This window comes from Aeromonas tecta (assembly GCF_000820185.1).
Classification (GTDB): Bacteria; Pseudomonadota; Gammaproteobacteria; order Enterobacterales; family Aeromonadaceae; genus Aeromonas; species Aeromonas tecta.
The window spans coordinates 23622-36913 of sequence record NZ_CDCA01000025.1 but is presented as its reverse complement, the minus strand read 5'-3'; the positions used below and the strand labels follow the sequence as shown (position 1 = coordinate 36913).

15 protein-coding genes and 3 tRNA genes are annotated in these 13292 nt (G+C 57.0%); 6 read left to right on the top strand and 12 right to left on the bottom strand.

Annotated features, from left to right (window positions below; all coding sequences use genetic code 11):
• Positions 1 to 14: 14 nt before the first annotated feature.
• Positions 15 to 90: transfer RNA gene (locus BN1137_RS09360), tRNA-Asn, on the bottom strand.
• A gap of 2 nt (positions 91 to 92) precedes the next feature.
• Positions 93 to 168: transfer RNA gene (locus BN1137_RS09355), tRNA-Asn, on the bottom strand.
• Between the two features lie 567 nt (positions 169 to 735).
• Here BN1137_RS09355 and dauA point away from each other — a divergent pair.
• Positions 736 to 2472 carry a C4-dicarboxylic acid transporter DauA gene (dauA, locus tag BN1137_RS09350; protein ID WP_050718338.1) on the top strand — a complete coding sequence of 579 codons (1737 nt, stop codon included), beginning with the start codon at positions 736 to 738 and terminating at the stop codon, positions 2470 to 2472.
• A gap of 182 nt (positions 2473 to 2654) precedes the next feature.
• Positions 2655 to 2742, top strand: a tRNA-Ser gene (locus tag BN1137_RS09345).
• Between the two features lie 215 nt (positions 2743 to 2957).
• Here the strand turns inward: BN1137_RS09345 and BN1137_RS09340 are convergent.
• The 10 genes from BN1137_RS09340 to ascN form a co-directional block, all read right to left on the bottom strand.
• The gene (locus tag BN1137_RS09340) at positions 2958 to 4172 is read right to left on the bottom strand and encodes a hypothetical protein (RefSeq protein WP_050718337.1); all 1215 of its coding nucleotides are present in this window, start codon (positions 4170 to 4172) and stop codon (positions 2958 to 2960) included.
• A 165-nt stretch (positions 4173 to 4337) separates the two neighbouring features.
• Positions 4338 to 5402, bottom strand: coding sequence for a type III secretion system export apparatus subunit SctU (gene sctU, locus BN1137_RS09335; protein ID WP_050718336.1), 1065 nt, complete (start codon positions 5400 to 5402; stop codon positions 4338 to 4340).
• Positions 5403 to 5466: 64 nt separating this feature from the next.
• Positions 5467 to 5640: a hypothetical protein gene (locus tag BN1137_RS09330; RefSeq protein WP_157433694.1), complete on the bottom strand. Its 174-nt coding sequence runs from the start codon at positions 5638 to 5640 to the stop codon at positions 5467 to 5469.
• Positions 5641 to 5686: 46 nt separating this feature from the next.
• Positions 5687 to 6472: a type III secretion system export apparatus subunit SctT gene (gene sctT, locus BN1137_RS09325; RefSeq protein ID WP_050718334.1), complete on the bottom strand. Its 786-nt coding sequence runs from the start codon at positions 6470 to 6472 to the stop codon at positions 5687 to 5689.
• Positions 6469 to 6735 (bottom strand): SctS family type III secretion system export apparatus subunit AscS, encoded by a 267-nt coding sequence (gene ascS / locus BN1137_RS09320; RefSeq protein WP_050718333.1) that lies wholly within the window; start codon positions 6733 to 6735, stop codon positions 6469 to 6471. The genes sctT and ascS overlap by 4 nt, the downstream gene beginning before the upstream one ends.
• Position 6736: 1 nt before the next feature.
• On the bottom strand, positions 6737 to 7390 hold the full coding sequence (gene ascR, locus BN1137_RS09315; protein ID WP_050718332.1) for a SctR family type III secretion system export apparatus subunit AscR: 654 nt from the start codon (positions 7388 to 7390) through the stop codon (positions 6737 to 6739).
• Positions 7387 to 8307 carry a type III secretion system cytoplasmic ring protein SctQ gene (sctQ, locus tag BN1137_RS09310; protein ID WP_050718331.1) on the bottom strand — a complete coding sequence of 307 codons (921 nt, stop codon included), beginning with the start codon at positions 8305 to 8307 and terminating at the stop codon, positions 7387 to 7389. Before sctQ ends, ascR begins: the two co-directional genes overlap by 4 nt.
• On the bottom strand, positions 8304 to 9443 hold the full coding sequence (locus BN1137_RS22855) for a type III secretion system needle length determinant (protein WP_232306914.1): 1140 nt from the start codon (positions 9441 to 9443) through the stop codon (positions 8304 to 8306). Before BN1137_RS22855 ends, sctQ begins: the two co-directional genes overlap by 4 nt.
• 6 nt (positions 9444 to 9449) lie before the next feature.
• Positions 9450 to 9911 carry a type III secretion protein gene (locus BN1137_RS09300; RefSeq protein ID WP_050718330.1) on the bottom strand — a complete coding sequence of 154 codons (462 nt, stop codon included), beginning with the start codon at positions 9909 to 9911 and terminating at the stop codon, positions 9450 to 9452.
• A complete protein-coding gene (gene ascN / locus BN1137_RS09295) occupies positions 9908 to 11230 on the bottom strand; it encodes a SctN family type III secretion system ATPase AscN (protein WP_050718329.1) in 1323 nt (440 codons plus the stop codon). Before ascN ends, BN1137_RS09300 begins: the two co-directional genes overlap by 4 nt.
• Positions 11231 to 11419: 189 nt before the next feature.
• Between ascN and sctW the strand changes: the two genes are divergently transcribed.
• The 4 genes from sctW to ascX are packed head-to-tail and all read left to right on the top strand — an operon-like array spanning position 11420 to position 13290.
• Positions 11420 to 12298 (top strand): type III secretion system gatekeeper subunit SctW, encoded by an 879-nt coding sequence (sctW, locus tag BN1137_RS09290; RefSeq protein WP_050718328.1) that lies wholly within the window; start codon positions 11420 to 11422, stop codon positions 12296 to 12298.
• Positions 12279 to 12560, top strand: a complete 282-nt coding sequence (locus BN1137_RS09285) for a TyeA family type III secretion system gatekeeper subunit (RefSeq protein ID WP_050718327.1) — start codon at positions 12279 to 12281, stop codon at positions 12558 to 12560. The genes sctW and BN1137_RS09285 overlap by 20 nt, the downstream gene beginning before the upstream one ends.
• Positions 12557 to 12928 (top strand): SycN family type III secretion system chaperone Acr2, encoded by a 372-nt coding sequence (gene acr2 / locus BN1137_RS09280; RefSeq protein WP_050718326.1) that lies wholly within the window; start codon positions 12557 to 12559, stop codon positions 12926 to 12928. The genes BN1137_RS09285 and acr2 overlap by 4 nt, the downstream gene beginning before the upstream one ends.
• Positions 12925 to 13290, top strand: coding sequence for a type III secretion system protein AscX (gene ascX, locus BN1137_RS09275; RefSeq protein ID WP_050718325.1), 366 nt, complete (start codon positions 12925 to 12927; stop codon positions 13288 to 13290). The genes acr2 and ascX overlap by 4 nt, the downstream gene beginning before the upstream one ends.
• The last annotated feature ends 2 nt before the right edge of the window (positions 13291 to 13292 follow it).

Sequence of the window (13292 nt, the reverse complement as noted above, 5' to 3'; positions counted from 1 at the left end):
CGGGCTTTCTAAAATGGCTCCCTCGACAGGACTTGAACCTGTGACATACGGATTAACAGTCCGCCGTTCTACCGACTGAACTACGAGGGAATTGGCTCCTCCTACTGGACTTGAACCAGTGACATACGGATTAACAGTCCGCCGTTCTACCGACTGAACTAAGGAGGAATTACCTGTCTCGATGAGACGGTGCGGATATTAATGGTCACTGGGCCGGGTGTCAACCCGTAACCCCGCGCAAAAAATGGGTTTTCGGTCCGTTTGCCCAAAACTTGCCCGTTATGGACTATTTTCAGCACAATCAGCAGCTTGAGATCGCATTTTATCGACCGACCGGCATTTTTTGCATTCAGCGCCCATCGCACCTCCCATTGTGTCTATCAGTCAGAGCACTGGCTGGAATGCGTTGCCTGTGAGATGCAGGGTCGCCAACATCGTTGATACTAGGGCGACCGATGCGGGGCTGTGAGCCGGTTTGACTGAGCCGTTGCCGAGCCGCCATACGGGCAGAGAAAAGTTGGCTAACGGTGAGCAACATCGGCGATATACGGGTAACCCGCGGCAATACTGCGTGGTAATGGCCATTCCTTGATCCTGCCCATCGAATTTTATCGTAAGCTCGGGTATGGTTGCCCTCGATACCATCGCCGTGTCGACAGCTCTGCCGGCCCTTGATGATGATCGGGTGCCGGTTCACCCCGGCCTTTGTCTCCTTCTTCTGGTATTACCCTATACATGCACAATCAAGCTTCCATAAAAGGCGTGAAGCTGGCCATTGCATTGCGCCAATCCTGTTTCGACGAACCCTATAGCGTTGCGCGCTTCGGTCGCGATCTCATTGCCGGTATCACGGTGGGCATCATTGCCATCCCGCTGGCCATGGCGTTGGCCATCGCCAGCGGTGTGCCGCCCCAGCATGGCCTCTACACCGCCATCATCGCCGGCATAGTGATTGCCGTGACGGGTGGCTCACGCTTCTCCATCTCGGGACCCACCGCCGCCTTCGTGGTGATCCTCTACCCGGTGGCCCAGCAATTCGGGGTGGGCGGCCTGTTGATGGCGACCCTCATCTCGGGTGTCTTTCTGGTCGCCATGGGCATGGCCCGACTGGGCCGTCTGATCGAATATATTCCGCCTTCAGTCACGTTGGGCTTTACCGGCGGGATCGCCATCGTGATCGCGACCCTGCAGATCAAGGACTTCTTCGGCCTGAGCGTGGCCGAGATGCCGGAAACTTACATCGGCAAGGTCGAGGCGTTGGCCCAGGCCCTGCCAAGCTGGCAGTGGGGCGATACCCTGGTGGGGGTGGCGACCCTGGCGGTGTTGCTGCTCTGGCCCAAGTTGCGATTGCCGGTGCCGGGTCATCTGCCGGCGGTGCTGGTCGGGGCAGGCCTTGGCTTTGGATTGCACACCATGGGCATCGATGTGGCCACCATCGGCAGCAAGTTCAGCTACACCCTGAGCGATGGCACCCAAGGCATGGGGATCCCGCCCATAGCGCCGACTCTGGTGATGCCCTGGGCGCTGCCCGGGCCAGACGGTGCGCCCGTGGTCTGGGATCTGGCGGCCATCCAGCGGTTGCTGCCCGCGGCCTTCTCCATGGCCATGCTGGGGGCCATCGAATCCCTGCTCTGCGCCGTGGTGCTCGACGGCATGACCGGGCGCAAACACAGCTCCAACGGTGAGTTGGTGGGGCAGGGGCTTGGCAACATCCTGGCCCCCTTCTTCGGTGGTATCACGGCAACAGCCGCCATCGCGCGCTCCGCGGCCAACGTGCGGGCCGGTGCGACCTCTCCCATCTCCGGCATAGTGCATGCGCTGGTGGTACTGGCCGCCATCTTGATATTGGCTCCCTGGCTCTCCTGGTTGCCGCTCTCCGCCATGGCAGCGCTGTTGCTGCTGGTCGCCTGGAACATGAGCGAGGCACACAAGGTGGTGGATCTCATCCGCCGGGCACCCGGCTCGGATGTGCTGGTGTTGCTGGTCTGCCTGTCGCTCACCGTGGTCTTCGACATGGTCATCGCTATCACCTTCGGGGTGATCCTGGCGTCCCTGCTGTTCATGCGCGAGATAGCCAAGATGACCAAGTTGCACAACCTGGCCGAGCACAAGCGCTATGCCAACGAGGTGCAGGCCGGGACCCTGATCTACAAGATCAACGGCCCGCTGTTCTTCGCGGCGGCGGAGCGGGTGTTCGACGAGCTGCTGGCCGAGGTGCGGGAGAATAAGACGCTGATCTTGCAGATGGAGGCCGTCTCCATACTCGATGCGGGGGGCCTGGCGGCCTTCCAGCAATTTGCCAAGCGGATGGCCAAGGGGGGAGTGACGTTGAAGGTGGCCGAGTTGCAGTTCCAGCCCCTCAAGACCCTGGCCCGCGCCAAGGTGCGTCCCACCTTGGGTGAACTGGAGTTTTACGGCTCACTGGAAGAGGCTATCAAGGGGGAACCCTTGCACGAAGCGGCTAAAAATTGATTGAAAGGGATAGGAAATGACATCTTTTTGGGCAGTTGGTTCGGTAATTGAGCGATTGATTGCAAAAAGTGAAAAATGAGATTGACCGGTCTGCTCCTATCCCTTACATTACGCCCCGTTCCAGCGCAACAGCGCGGCGAACGACGTGGCGATTGGACACGTTAAACCGCAGTCGAAAATTTGGTGAGGTGTCCGAGTGGCTGAAGGAGCACGCCTGGAAAGTGTGTATACGGCAACGTATCGAGGGTTCGAATCCCTCCCTCACCGCCAAATAGCAAAACCCCGCTTGAGAAAGCGGGGTTTTTGTTTTCTCGCGCTACTGAATTTCCCTTCATAGTTCCTATTTCGATGAGCGCTGGCTCGTACCACAGGCGCCAGTCACTCCTTCTTTCTCTTACTCCCCTTCCCATTTACCTGTTTGCCAACGCTTTCTGAGCCCGGCAGAAATCCCTATTTTCATCACATATCACCCGCTTTGCCCTTCATCAGAAAATCACGCCAATAAGCCTGTCGAGCAACACGTCGAAGGGGAACATGGTGAGGAGCAGCGGAATGAAGGGCACGATGGCCGCGAGGATCAGTTGCAGGAACATGTCCCGGTTAAAGGGCATGGGCCTGACCTCCTTGATGACGGTGTAGGCATTGCCCAGATCGGCGAGGGACTGAATGTCGGCGGCGCCGAGCAGGGATTCCCCGTCTCTATCGGCCGTGCGCAGCCAGCGGCGCTCGAAACTGCGGCTGTATTCGGCTGCAAGGGCGCCATATTCCCGTAACCCCTGGCGTTTGGCCGCCATGATATGGGGGGCGAAGACACTCAACGGCGCCAGCACGAGCAGTAGCCCGAAGCTGGCCAATAGAATGATCTCCGGTTTGTAGGTGGTCAGTAAGGCGCCATCATAGAAGATCCGGTTGGCGATGAAACCGGCTAATTGCGCGCCAAATGCGATCAGCAGCGGTGAATAGGCATAGGCAGAAGCCCCCAGAAAACCGAGGCCACAGTTGCGATCGGGGTGGGTCGGAATGAGATCGAGCGAGATCCTGGAGACTTGCCAGAGGAAGCGGGTCCAGATGGTGATCCGGTAGAGCCAGCGCAGGATCAAAAATTGAATGATGGGGTTGCTCACCCAGAAGAACCAGAATCCCGGCAGAGTCAGGGTCACACTGCCCTCGTGCATGGTGGCGTACCAGGTCGAGGCTTGCAGGGTGAAGGTGTTGATCCGGATGAAGTACCCCATCGAAAATACAAACAGAATGAACCCGACCTCCACGGGGATCGAATTGCGCCACGCCATGGCACTGCGGATGGCATCATAAAAGCGTGGCAGGGCGAGGGGGGATACCAGACCCCGATCGATGAATTGGCGGACGATCAGCCTGATCCGCAAGTGGACGATGAGCTCCGCATAGACCAGCAGTGAGACGCAGACCAGAAAGCGGACATGGGTCTCCACATCCAATAGAAAGGGGACGGCGACCCCTTGCAACAGGCTGCCTTCCAGGGCGCACAGCAGCAACAGAGGCAGCCAGCAGAGCCCACTCAGCACCAGAATTCGTCGCCTGATATGGGTCTCGATATCGCCGAGATGCGCCTTGCTCCACAGTTGATAGAGTGGCCCCCCCAGGATCAGCGAGAAGTTGTTTGGATCGGAGAGTGGCGGGGACAGCGGATCGGGTGGGGTGACAGGTCTGTGGCTCGACATGATGAGATCACCTCGTTGGGCAATGTGATGGGGTTGCTCGCCTTTTTACCGGTGGAGGAGGTAATGAGGACGCGGCTAATATCGAAAAGATTAGAGCAATGAAGAGCCCCTTGATCCTTGTATCACTCAAATTTGACCTTGATTCAGACCATAGCCGAACATTTGTTACCAGGATGCATGGTGCCCCTCTGCCTGACGCCACTGTTCCAGCCAGCGCAGTACTTCGGCGGTTGCCTCAATTTGGTCGGCCGGGATGTAGTTGTTGATCAGTGCATCCCGATAAAGGGCTCGGGCCAAAGGGATCCTTTGCAGTACAGGTATCCCCTCCTCTTCGGCAATCTTGCGCACCTGCAGAGCCTGGGCATCTGTGTATTTCAGGGTTACCAGCGGCAGAGGGGTTTCTCCTCGCTCGTAACGGATCCCGACGGCAATATGGGTTGGGTTGGCGACGATAACCGAAGATCGCTTCACATCGGCGCGCATGTTGCTCGATTGCAACTCCTGATGGAACTGGCGGCGCTTGCTTTTGATCTCGGGGCTGCCCTCCATCTCTTTGTATTCCCGTTTTACTTCATCTTTGCTCATCTTCAGCTGCTTGATGTGCTGGAAGTGCTCAAAAGCGTAATCGGCAATGGCAATTACCACAAAACCCATGGCACAAACTGCCATCAGCTGACCTAGCATGCCACCGAGTACGGGGGGGATGCAGGCCATACCGCAGCCTGGTAGTTGCAGCAGGGCTTGCAAGTTGCCTCTGATAGTGACCCATACCAGCAGGCTGAGTAGGGTGACTTTGAGCAGGGATTTGGCAAACTCCATCAGGCTCTTGACGGAGAAAATTTTCTTGGCTCCTTCTACTGGATTGATCTTCTTGATGTCGGGCTTGATCGACTCACCACTCAATAGAAAGCCGTACTGGGCAATATGGGAGATGAGCACCACCAGTACGGCGACCACTAGGATAGGAATGCACAGATAGGCCATCTCCTGTAGCAGGTTCTCCACAACATGGTTGAGCGCTTGGGCAAAGGGGAGATTGATGTGGGGCTCAGGGATCATCATTAATTTGCCAAGATGCTCCAGATAGTAATCGGACATCACCATCAGCATGCCTATCAAGCTCAGGATGATGGCGGTGGAGATCACCTCCTTACTCTTGACGACCTGCCCTTTCTTGCGAGCATCCCGCAACTTCTTCGGGGTGGGCTGTTCGGTTTTTTCGCCGCTCATTGAATCTCCTGAGTAATACGAGTCTGGGCAACGTCAGTCCGGGTCATAGGGTGTTTGTCTTCCATCAGGTTTTCAAAATAAGAATGAACAGGCCGAGGGGATCAATCATCCCTAACACCCAGCAGCAGAGGCGATCCATTGCCCACAGGATAGTGTGTTGTAGGTAGCCATCTGATATCGCCATCAACATGACGATTAAGGTGATAGTTTTTGCTGTCATCGTGCTGCGCTCGACCATGAACACAGCTTGCTGCTTGGTTGAAACTGGAGAATATCAGTGCTCATTATGGCCCCAGAATGGGCTCGAGCAGACGTAGTGGATCCATGACTGCCAGTACCTGCCGGTAGGCGTGATCCATCATCAACTTGATGTAAATGACCAGCAGCAAGCTGGCGACGGCGCTCTTGATCGGCATTGCCAGCACAAAGACGTTCAGTGATGGTGCAAATCGGCTGATCAGAGCCAGTCCAAACTCGGCTAGAAACATGGCGATTAGCAGGGGGGCTGAGAGCAGGGCACAGAGCAGCAGCATCTGACTGAATTGGCTGTAGAAAAAGCTGACCCATTGGTTGCCAATAGTGGGGAAGAAGTGAGCGACTGGCCAGCTGGTGTAGCTCTGGAACAATGCTGTCAGCAGGGCGAGAAAGGCCCCGCCAGCAAAGAACAAGGTGATCAGTGTTTGAGTCAGCAGCAAACCGGTAGGGCTGGTCTGGCTACCGAGGCTCGGATTGAACAGGGACCCCATGGCGGCGCCCCGCTGGTTGTCGATCAGAAAGCCGCTCGCCTCGATGGCCCAGAAAGGGATGGCAGCGACAAAGCCTATCAGCAAGCCCAGCAATACCTCCTTGGCGATCAGCAGGGCCAGCTCCATGCTACCGATGCTTGGGGGTAGGGTGTCGGCGATCATAGGGTAGGCGTAGAGTGCCAGCGAGCAGACGACGCCGTTGCGTATCATCGCGCCCCCCAGCATCTGTTTGCTGAGTATCGGCAACATCACGAAGCAGCTAATAAATCGCGGTAATAGCAGGGTATAGGCCAGCATCTGGGCCTGCAGGCTCTCCAGTGTCATTGGATTTGCGGCACCTTGAATAACACCATATCGGCGAAGCTGTAGAGCTCGTTGCCCAGCCAGGCGGCGGTGGCGAACAGAGTGATCACCACCGCGATCAACTTGGCGACAAAGCCCAGCGTTTGTTCCTGGATTTGGGTCAAGGCCTGCAGCAGTGATACCAGGGTGCCGACCAGCGCGGCGACCAGCACCGGTGGCATCGATAAGATCAATACCAGCCAGAGGGTCTGACTGGTGAAGTGAAGAATATCAGCATGGCTCATGTCATCCTCCGTAGCTGATGACTAGCCCGTGGGTCAGGCGGGCCCAGCCATCTAGCAGCACAAACAGCAGCAGCTTGAATGGTAGAGAGATGGTCATGGGAGACACCATCATCATCCCCATCGCCAGCAGTATGTTGGAGATGATGAGATCGATGGCGATGAAGGGTAGATAGATGAGAAAGCCTATCTCAAAGGCACGGCTGAGTTCGCTCACGGTAAAGGCGGGCAACAGGATCAGCAGGCTGTCTGGCTCCAGACGGTCGGCATACTCACTGGGCCATAGTTGTTTGGTACTGTCGATAAAGAAGGCGTGTTCCCGTGGCTTGATCTGCTTTTTAAGAAAAGCACGGTAGGGAGCCATTCCCTCAGCGAGGAATTTCTCCACCGATTCTGATTTGGCCAGCGATACCTCGTTCTGGCGCAAGTAATCCTGAGTCGCAAAGCCGACCGGGGCCATCACATAGATGCTAAGGATGATCGCCAGTCCATACATCGCCATGTTGGGGGGGATCTGCTGTACCCCCAGGGCGTTGCGTAGCAGGGAGAAAACTACCGCCATCTTGACGAAGGAGGTGGCCATCACGGCGATAAAGGGTAGCAGGGCCAGCAGGGCCAGGCCGACGATGAGGTTGAGCTCATCCGGTAGCTGGATCATGCCTGTGACTCTCCACTCAGTTTCTCGACTCGTACCCCAAGGCGCCCCTGAATTTCCACTAACCGGCCGCTACCGAGTTGGTGACCATTACTGATGATGCGCACCTCTCCATCAAGGGGAGTACCTAGGTCTATCAGGGAACCTGGTTGCAGACTGGTTAGGGTGTGCCAATCAAGAGTCTGGCGACCCACTTCGAAGCTCACCTGAATGGGTAGACTCTCCAGCTCGGTTAGGCTGAGAGGGTCATCGGCGGTGGTGTTATACATATCGGTCAATTCCAGATGTTGATGATGGGCTTGGCAGTAGGCAAAGGGTCGACCCTCCAGGCAAGCCAGTAGCCTCTGACCCAGAGTGCTTTGCTGAGGGGGGAGCAGCACGTCGCCATTGGTAAGATCAGTCAGCTCGGCCATGGTCAGGCGCATTTCTCCCCAGATCAGGGAGACGGTCAGTGGTAGCGACAAGCGTTGCTGGCTAGGTCGAAGTGGAAGTTTGGCCAGCAGCGACTCGGGTTGATGCAGCCAGAGCGAGAGGGTAGATCCGTCACGTTGCAGCAGGATCTGCAGCGCTGGTTCACAGGACGTGGTTGCGGCTTGCTGGATTAGCGCCGAGCAGGTAAGGCCGAGGGGCTCTCCTAACCGTTCGACCAGTGCCAATTGCAGCGCTTCTGGCAGGCTGAACAGCGCCGCCTGTTGCAGATCTGGTGCCAGCCAGTGCGCCAGTTCGGCGCCATGGCACATGAGGGACAGGGCCAGCCCTTGCCACTGCAGTTGCAATCGGGTATCCAGGTTGGCTGGGGCGAGCACAATGGCGAGGTTAATCTCGCCATTTCCCCAATGAAAGTGGTGACGGTGGTGACTCAGGCTCTGTTGCAGGGTCAGCTCCGCCAACGAGGCAGAGCTGAAGATAATCGGTGTCATGCGTCGGCGTCCCACTCTTCATAGATGGATCTCTGCTGACGTGAACCCTGCTCACTATCAGCCTGATTGAAGAGGTCGAGGGTGACCTGTTCGCCTGGATAGAGCCGCTGCAGGCGGTCGATCAGTTCGCTGCGCCCCTGATTGAGCAGCAGTTGTCCCTGGCTGGTGGCGAGGATCTCTATTTGTAGCTCGCCATGGTGGTGAGCGATGCGGATAGCTAGCTGACCTAGCTCTGGTAGGTTAAGGCGCAGCAGAGGTGGGCGCTCCGGCCGTCCCAATTCAAGCTGGATATCCACCGCCAGCCGCTCCAGCAACTGATCTAATTCGTGATTCATCAGCGTGGGTGAGACCCGGGCCAGTAACAGATCTCCTGGGGTTCTGACCAGCGGAGTAAACGGCTGCCCGTTGGCGCCGAGTTCTTCATCCGCTAGTCGAGTCTCTTCGGATTCAGTGGCGAGCAGGGGGCCAACGTCACTATCTACCAATGAGGTATTGTCTTCTGGCTGGGCTATGTTGCTGGCGGTTGGCACCATATCCGGTACCAATGGGTCGATCATCGTGTGCGGTGCCATATTATCTGCTGCGTCGTGCATTCCCTGCGTTGTGCTGGGAGTGGATGAGCGCGGGGTATCCAGTGCAAGAGGCAATGAGGTTGGCTGAATTCGCTCTTGAGCCGAGAGTTGCAATGGATCTGCCGTAAAGAGATCCAAATTTATGTGTTCTTTATCCAGGTCAAAGGCGTGTTGTGCGGTTTGGTCTCTCTTGTCCAACGCGTTATGGGTAAACCATTCCGATGGGGTTATATGCTGCGTGTTGCTCCCATTCTCTTGGATAGATACCGGGTTTAGCAGTGATTGCTGGGGTGCCTGAGACGTCGGTATATCATGCTGGAGGGTAGAATCCGCCTCGATGTTTTCTTGTGCATCCGATTTGTGCTTGCGCAATGATTGTTGATTTCGGTGCAGTTGATCTCGAAGACGGTGCAGTTCATCCACTACATGGTGACGGGCTGTCTTCTGTTCTTGATCGAGGTGCATTGCTTGCTCAAAGCGCTGTTGTTGCACTTGATTAGCCTGTGCCATCGGAGGACCGTCCGGTGCTGTGGTAGTGCCCTGTAAGGACATGACTCGGTTCATGATTCATTACATCCTGATCTGCTGGCGGAACTCTTCTTGTTCCTGCTCTTCGTGGTAGTCACGCAGGGCCTGCTGTGACGCCTGTTCCTGACGGTGAAGCTCGGCAAATTTTTCTTGCTGCTGGCGGGCGCGATGTACTGCCAATTGGCGCTCCTGCAGCCGGATACGCTCTTCGGCCACCCGCTCGGCTTGTTCTGCGACTGTTTGCTCCAGATGGGCCTCTTTCTCTCGTAGCAGGGCGACTTGCTGTTGCCACTGATCCAGCCCCTTGCGATCGACTTGTTGTTCCTGACAGAGGATGAACAGACGATCCTCCTCTTGCAGGCGCCACTGGCGGTAATGCTGGCTTTCCAGTTCCGCCTCTTGTTGACGCGTTCGAGCCAATTGCACTCTAGCCTGTTGGGCCGCGAGCTGTTGCTCGGTCCGCTCCCGTCGCAAAACCTTGATCCGTTGTAAACGACCGATCATCGGGTCAGCACCTCCAGGCTAGTGAGGGCTTGCTCGAGCGAGCTTGGTTCATGGGTTCCCTGCCTGAGCCACTGACGAATTGTTTCGATGCGAGAGATTGCTTCGTCGGCAACTTTGTCCTGTCCCTTCTGGTATTCGCCAATTTGCAGCAGTAGCTCCACCTCTTCATATTTGGCAAGCCAGCTACGCAGTCGACCGGCTTGCTCCTGATGGGGCGATGCGATGATCTGATTCATCACTCGACTGGCCGAGCGCAATACGTCGATGGCCGGGTAATGGTTGGCCGCCGCCAATTTGCGTGAAAGTATGATATGGCCATCCAGGATAGATCGGGTCTCATCAGCGACCGGCTCCGTCATATCATCCCCTTCCACCAGCACTGTATAGAGGGCGGTGATGGAGCCTTTGTCAGATTGACCCGCCCGCTCCATCAGGCGGGGCAGGGCGGCAAACACCGAGGGGGGATAGCCACGCCGAGTGGGAGGCTCTCCGGCGGCAAGCCCTATCTCCCGTTGCGCGCGGGCAAAGCGGGTGACGGAATCCATCAGCAGCAGCACCCGTTTGCCCTGATCTCGAAAATACTCGGCGATGGAGGTCGCGACAAAACCCGCCTTGGCGCGCTCCATTGCGGGGCGATCCGAGGTGGCGACCACTAATACTGCCTTTTTAAGCCCTTCCTCCCCCAAGTCTGCCTCAATAAATTCACGCACTTCCCGCCCCCGTTCCCCAATGAGGGCGAGCACGGTGACATCCACTTCAGCACTGCGGATCAGGGATGCGAGCAGGGTGCTCTTGCCACCCCCCGCTGCGGCGAAGATCCCCATCCGCTGCCCTTCACCACAGGTGAGCAGGCCATCAATGGCCCTGATACCAAGGGAAATAGGCTCTGCGATCCGCTTGCGACTCATGGGGGGCGGGGCATCCCGATATACCGGATACCAGGCCGCAGGCTCTGGCAGATGACCGCCACCAAAAGGATTGCCTAGGCCGTCCAGTACCTGACCCAGCAGGTGTTCCCCCACACCGACCTGATGCATGGTGCCGGTTGGGCTGACCTCGGTGTTGGAGGAGATACCGAACATCTCTCCAAGGGGAGTCAATAAGGCCTGATGTTGGGCAAAGCCGATCACCTCTGCCTGCAGGGAAAGGGTGTTGTCGGGATTGCGCAAGTGACACAGCTCACCGATACGGACCCCAGGAACCACGGCTTTGAGCAGGGTGCCGGTCACCTGAGTAACCCGACCACGGATCTGGATCAATCTGCACTCGTCGATGGCATGACGAAGCTGGCTGGGGATGGGGTCGAGGGAGAGAGTCATAAGGATCGGCGCAAGTTAAATTGGTGGCCACTATAGGTGATAGCGGCAACGCAGGATTTCAGCCTGAGCCGAGACTTTTTAGAAAACGGTTGGGGCTGGGCTAAAAATTCACGGCCAATTTTGGCATCGATGGTCAGTGCCGATTTTTATAATGCAACCATCGTCAATCCATTTGTCACGGGAGTTTCCATGGCCATTATCCAGAGCACCCCCTATGCCTCTGCTACGCAACTTGAATCGCGTTCCGCAGAGGGTGCATCTCGCTCGGTCAGCTTGCAGGGTGGCCAGTTTCAGGGCGAACGGGTCGTGTTGACCAGCGCATCTCAATCCCTTGCCGATGCGGCGGAAGAGCTGACATTTGTCTTTTCCGAGCGAGCCGAGCTCTCCTTGGCCAAACGCAAGCTGAATGATAGCCAAGCTCGGATAAGTGAGATCGAAGCATTGGTGGGAGACTATCTGGACAAGGTGCCCGAGCTTGAACGTCAGCAGAAGATCAAGGAGATGGTGAGCCATCTCGGCAGCGGTCGTCTGGCCAATCTCTCCCAGTTACTGGCCTATTTAGAGAGTTTTTCGAGGGAGGTGAGTGAGCAATTCGAGGCACTCTGCCAGGCACGCAAGGCGTTGACAGGGCGACCAGAGATGCAGGGCACCCTTATGTTGGTCGAGCAAGCGCTGGCTAAAATGGCCGACGAGCAGGGCACCGCCATTGTATTGGGCGCGCGCATTACCGGGCCCGCCACCGAGGCGACCAAGCAGGGCATTGGCGCTGAGCAGGATCTGCGGGACTTATATCGTGATGCGGTACAGGACTATCGCGCCCTCTCGTCCGCCTGGCGCGATATTCACAGCCGTTTTGGCAATGGTGCGTTGGAGAAGGTGACAGGTTTCATGATGAAGGCGCTCAGCGCCGATCTCGATACCCAGCGACACTGGCTCGATCCGGTCAAGCTGGAGCGGGTGATGAGCGACATGCACAAGCTGCGGTTGCTCAACAGCTTGTCGGCCCAAGTGGAAGAGCTGTGGCTGCGGGTGAAGGAGGGATCGGTCCATGGCATACGGGCCTTCTGATTTAATGGGGGACCTGATCGCTCTGGTCGAGAAACGCTGGGCCAGTGTATGGGATGTGGAGCAGGTCGGTGTGGCGCTCGAGTTGCCTAGTAATCGTGAACAGGTGCAGCTCTATCAGGAACTCAAACGACTGATCCGACTGTTGCCGGTCGAGTTGTTTAGCGAAGAGGAACAGCGCCAGAACTTGTTGCTGTGTTGTCAGGGAGCGCTCGATAACGCCATTGAGCGAGAAGAGGATGAGCTGTCAGGAGAATCGTCATGAACTGGATTGAGCCCTTGCTGGTGCAATTTTGCCAGGATCTGGGCATCACCATAGGGGATAACCCCCATCATCTCATTCAATTGGAGTTGGAGCAGAGTGGCACCTTGCAACTGGAGCGCCATCAAGGGCAACTGAGTCTTTGGCTCGCGCATCGCCTGCCGTGGCACCAGAGTGATGTCGGGATCCGCCGGGCCATGACCCTGACAGCGGCAGCCAATGGTCCAGCGCTGCCGGTACGGTGCGGTTGGCTGGCAGAAGATCAGCTGATCCTGTTCGTCACTCTGGACGAGCGTTCGATCACTCTGCCGTTGCTTCACCAGGCGCTGCGTACCCTGATCCAGTTGCAGCATGAGGTACTGGCTCCATGAGTCGTATTTCTGCCGCCCACATCGGCATCGAACAGCTCAGTGCCATCACTCTGGCAGAGCAGGGAACCAGCCTGCCGGGGCGTTATGCCCTGTTGCCCGATGGCCAGTCTGTCGAACCCCATATCAATCGCCTCTATCCCGAGCGGCTGGCAGAGCGGGCGCTGCTCGATTTTGCCATGCCCACCTGTGGCTTTCATGGACTGTTGCGACCAAAGGATTTCAACCAGGCGCTGCTGGGTGTTCGAGCCAGGTTGGCGGATGGAGAATCCGCCGAAGTGCAAGCTGCGGCTCACTTGCTTGAGCAGATGCATCAGGATGAGCAACTGATGCAGATGACCCTTCACCTACTACACAAGGTATGACC

Excerpts from the sequence above, each read along its gene's own strand:
- dauA (WP_050718338.1), top strand. The coding sequence starts at position 736 with ATGCACAATCAAGCTTCCATAAAAGGCGTGAAGCTGGCCATTGCATTG.
- BN1137_RS09340 (WP_050718337.1), bottom strand. The coding sequence starts at position 4,172 with ATGTCGAGCCACAGACCTGTCACCCCACCCGATCCGCTGTCCCCGCCA.
- sctU (WP_050718336.1), bottom strand. The coding sequence starts at position 5,402 with ATGAGCGGCGAAAAAACCGAACAGCCCACCCCGAAGAAGTTGCGGGAT.
- BN1137_RS09330 (WP_157433694.1), bottom strand. The coding sequence starts at position 5,640 with ATGGTCGAGCGCAGCACGATGACAGCAAAAACTATCACCTTAATCGTC.
- sctT (WP_050718334.1), bottom strand. The coding sequence starts at position 6,472 with ATGACACTGGAGAGCCTGCAGGCCCAGATGCTGGCCTATACCCTGCTA.
- ascS (WP_050718333.1), bottom strand. The coding sequence starts at position 6,735 with ATGAGCCATGCTGATATTCTTCACTTCACCAGTCAGACCCTCTGGCTG.
- ascR (WP_050718332.1), bottom strand. The coding sequence starts at position 7,390 with ATGATCCAGCTACCGGATGAGCTCAACCTCATCGTCGGCCTGGCCCTG.
- sctQ (WP_050718331.1), bottom strand. The coding sequence starts at position 8,307 with ATGACACCGATTATCTTCAGCTCTGCCTCGTTGGCGGAGCTGACCCTG.
- BN1137_RS22855 (WP_232306914.1), bottom strand. The coding sequence starts at position 9,443 with ATGAACCGAGTCATGTCCTTACAGGGCACTACCACAGCACCGGACGGT.
- BN1137_RS09300 (WP_050718330.1), bottom strand. The coding sequence starts at position 9,911 with ATGATCGGTCGTTTACAACGGATCAAGGTTTTGCGACGGGAGCGGACC.
- ascN (WP_050718329.1), bottom strand. The coding sequence starts at position 11,230 with ATGACTCTCTCCCTCGACCCCATCCCCAGCCAGCTTCGTCATGCCATC.
- sctW (WP_050718328.1), top strand. The coding sequence starts at position 11,420 with ATGGCCATTATCCAGAGCACCCCCTATGCCTCTGCTACGCAACTTGAA.
- BN1137_RS09285 (WP_050718327.1), top strand. The coding sequence starts at position 12,279 with ATGGCATACGGGCCTTCTGATTTAATGGGGGACCTGATCGCTCTGGTC.
- acr2 (WP_050718326.1), top strand. The coding sequence starts at position 12,557 with ATGAACTGGATTGAGCCCTTGCTGGTGCAATTTTGCCAGGATCTGGGC.
- ascX (WP_050718325.1), top strand. The coding sequence starts at position 12,925 with ATGAGTCGTATTTCTGCCGCCCACATCGGCATCGAACAGCTCAGTGCC.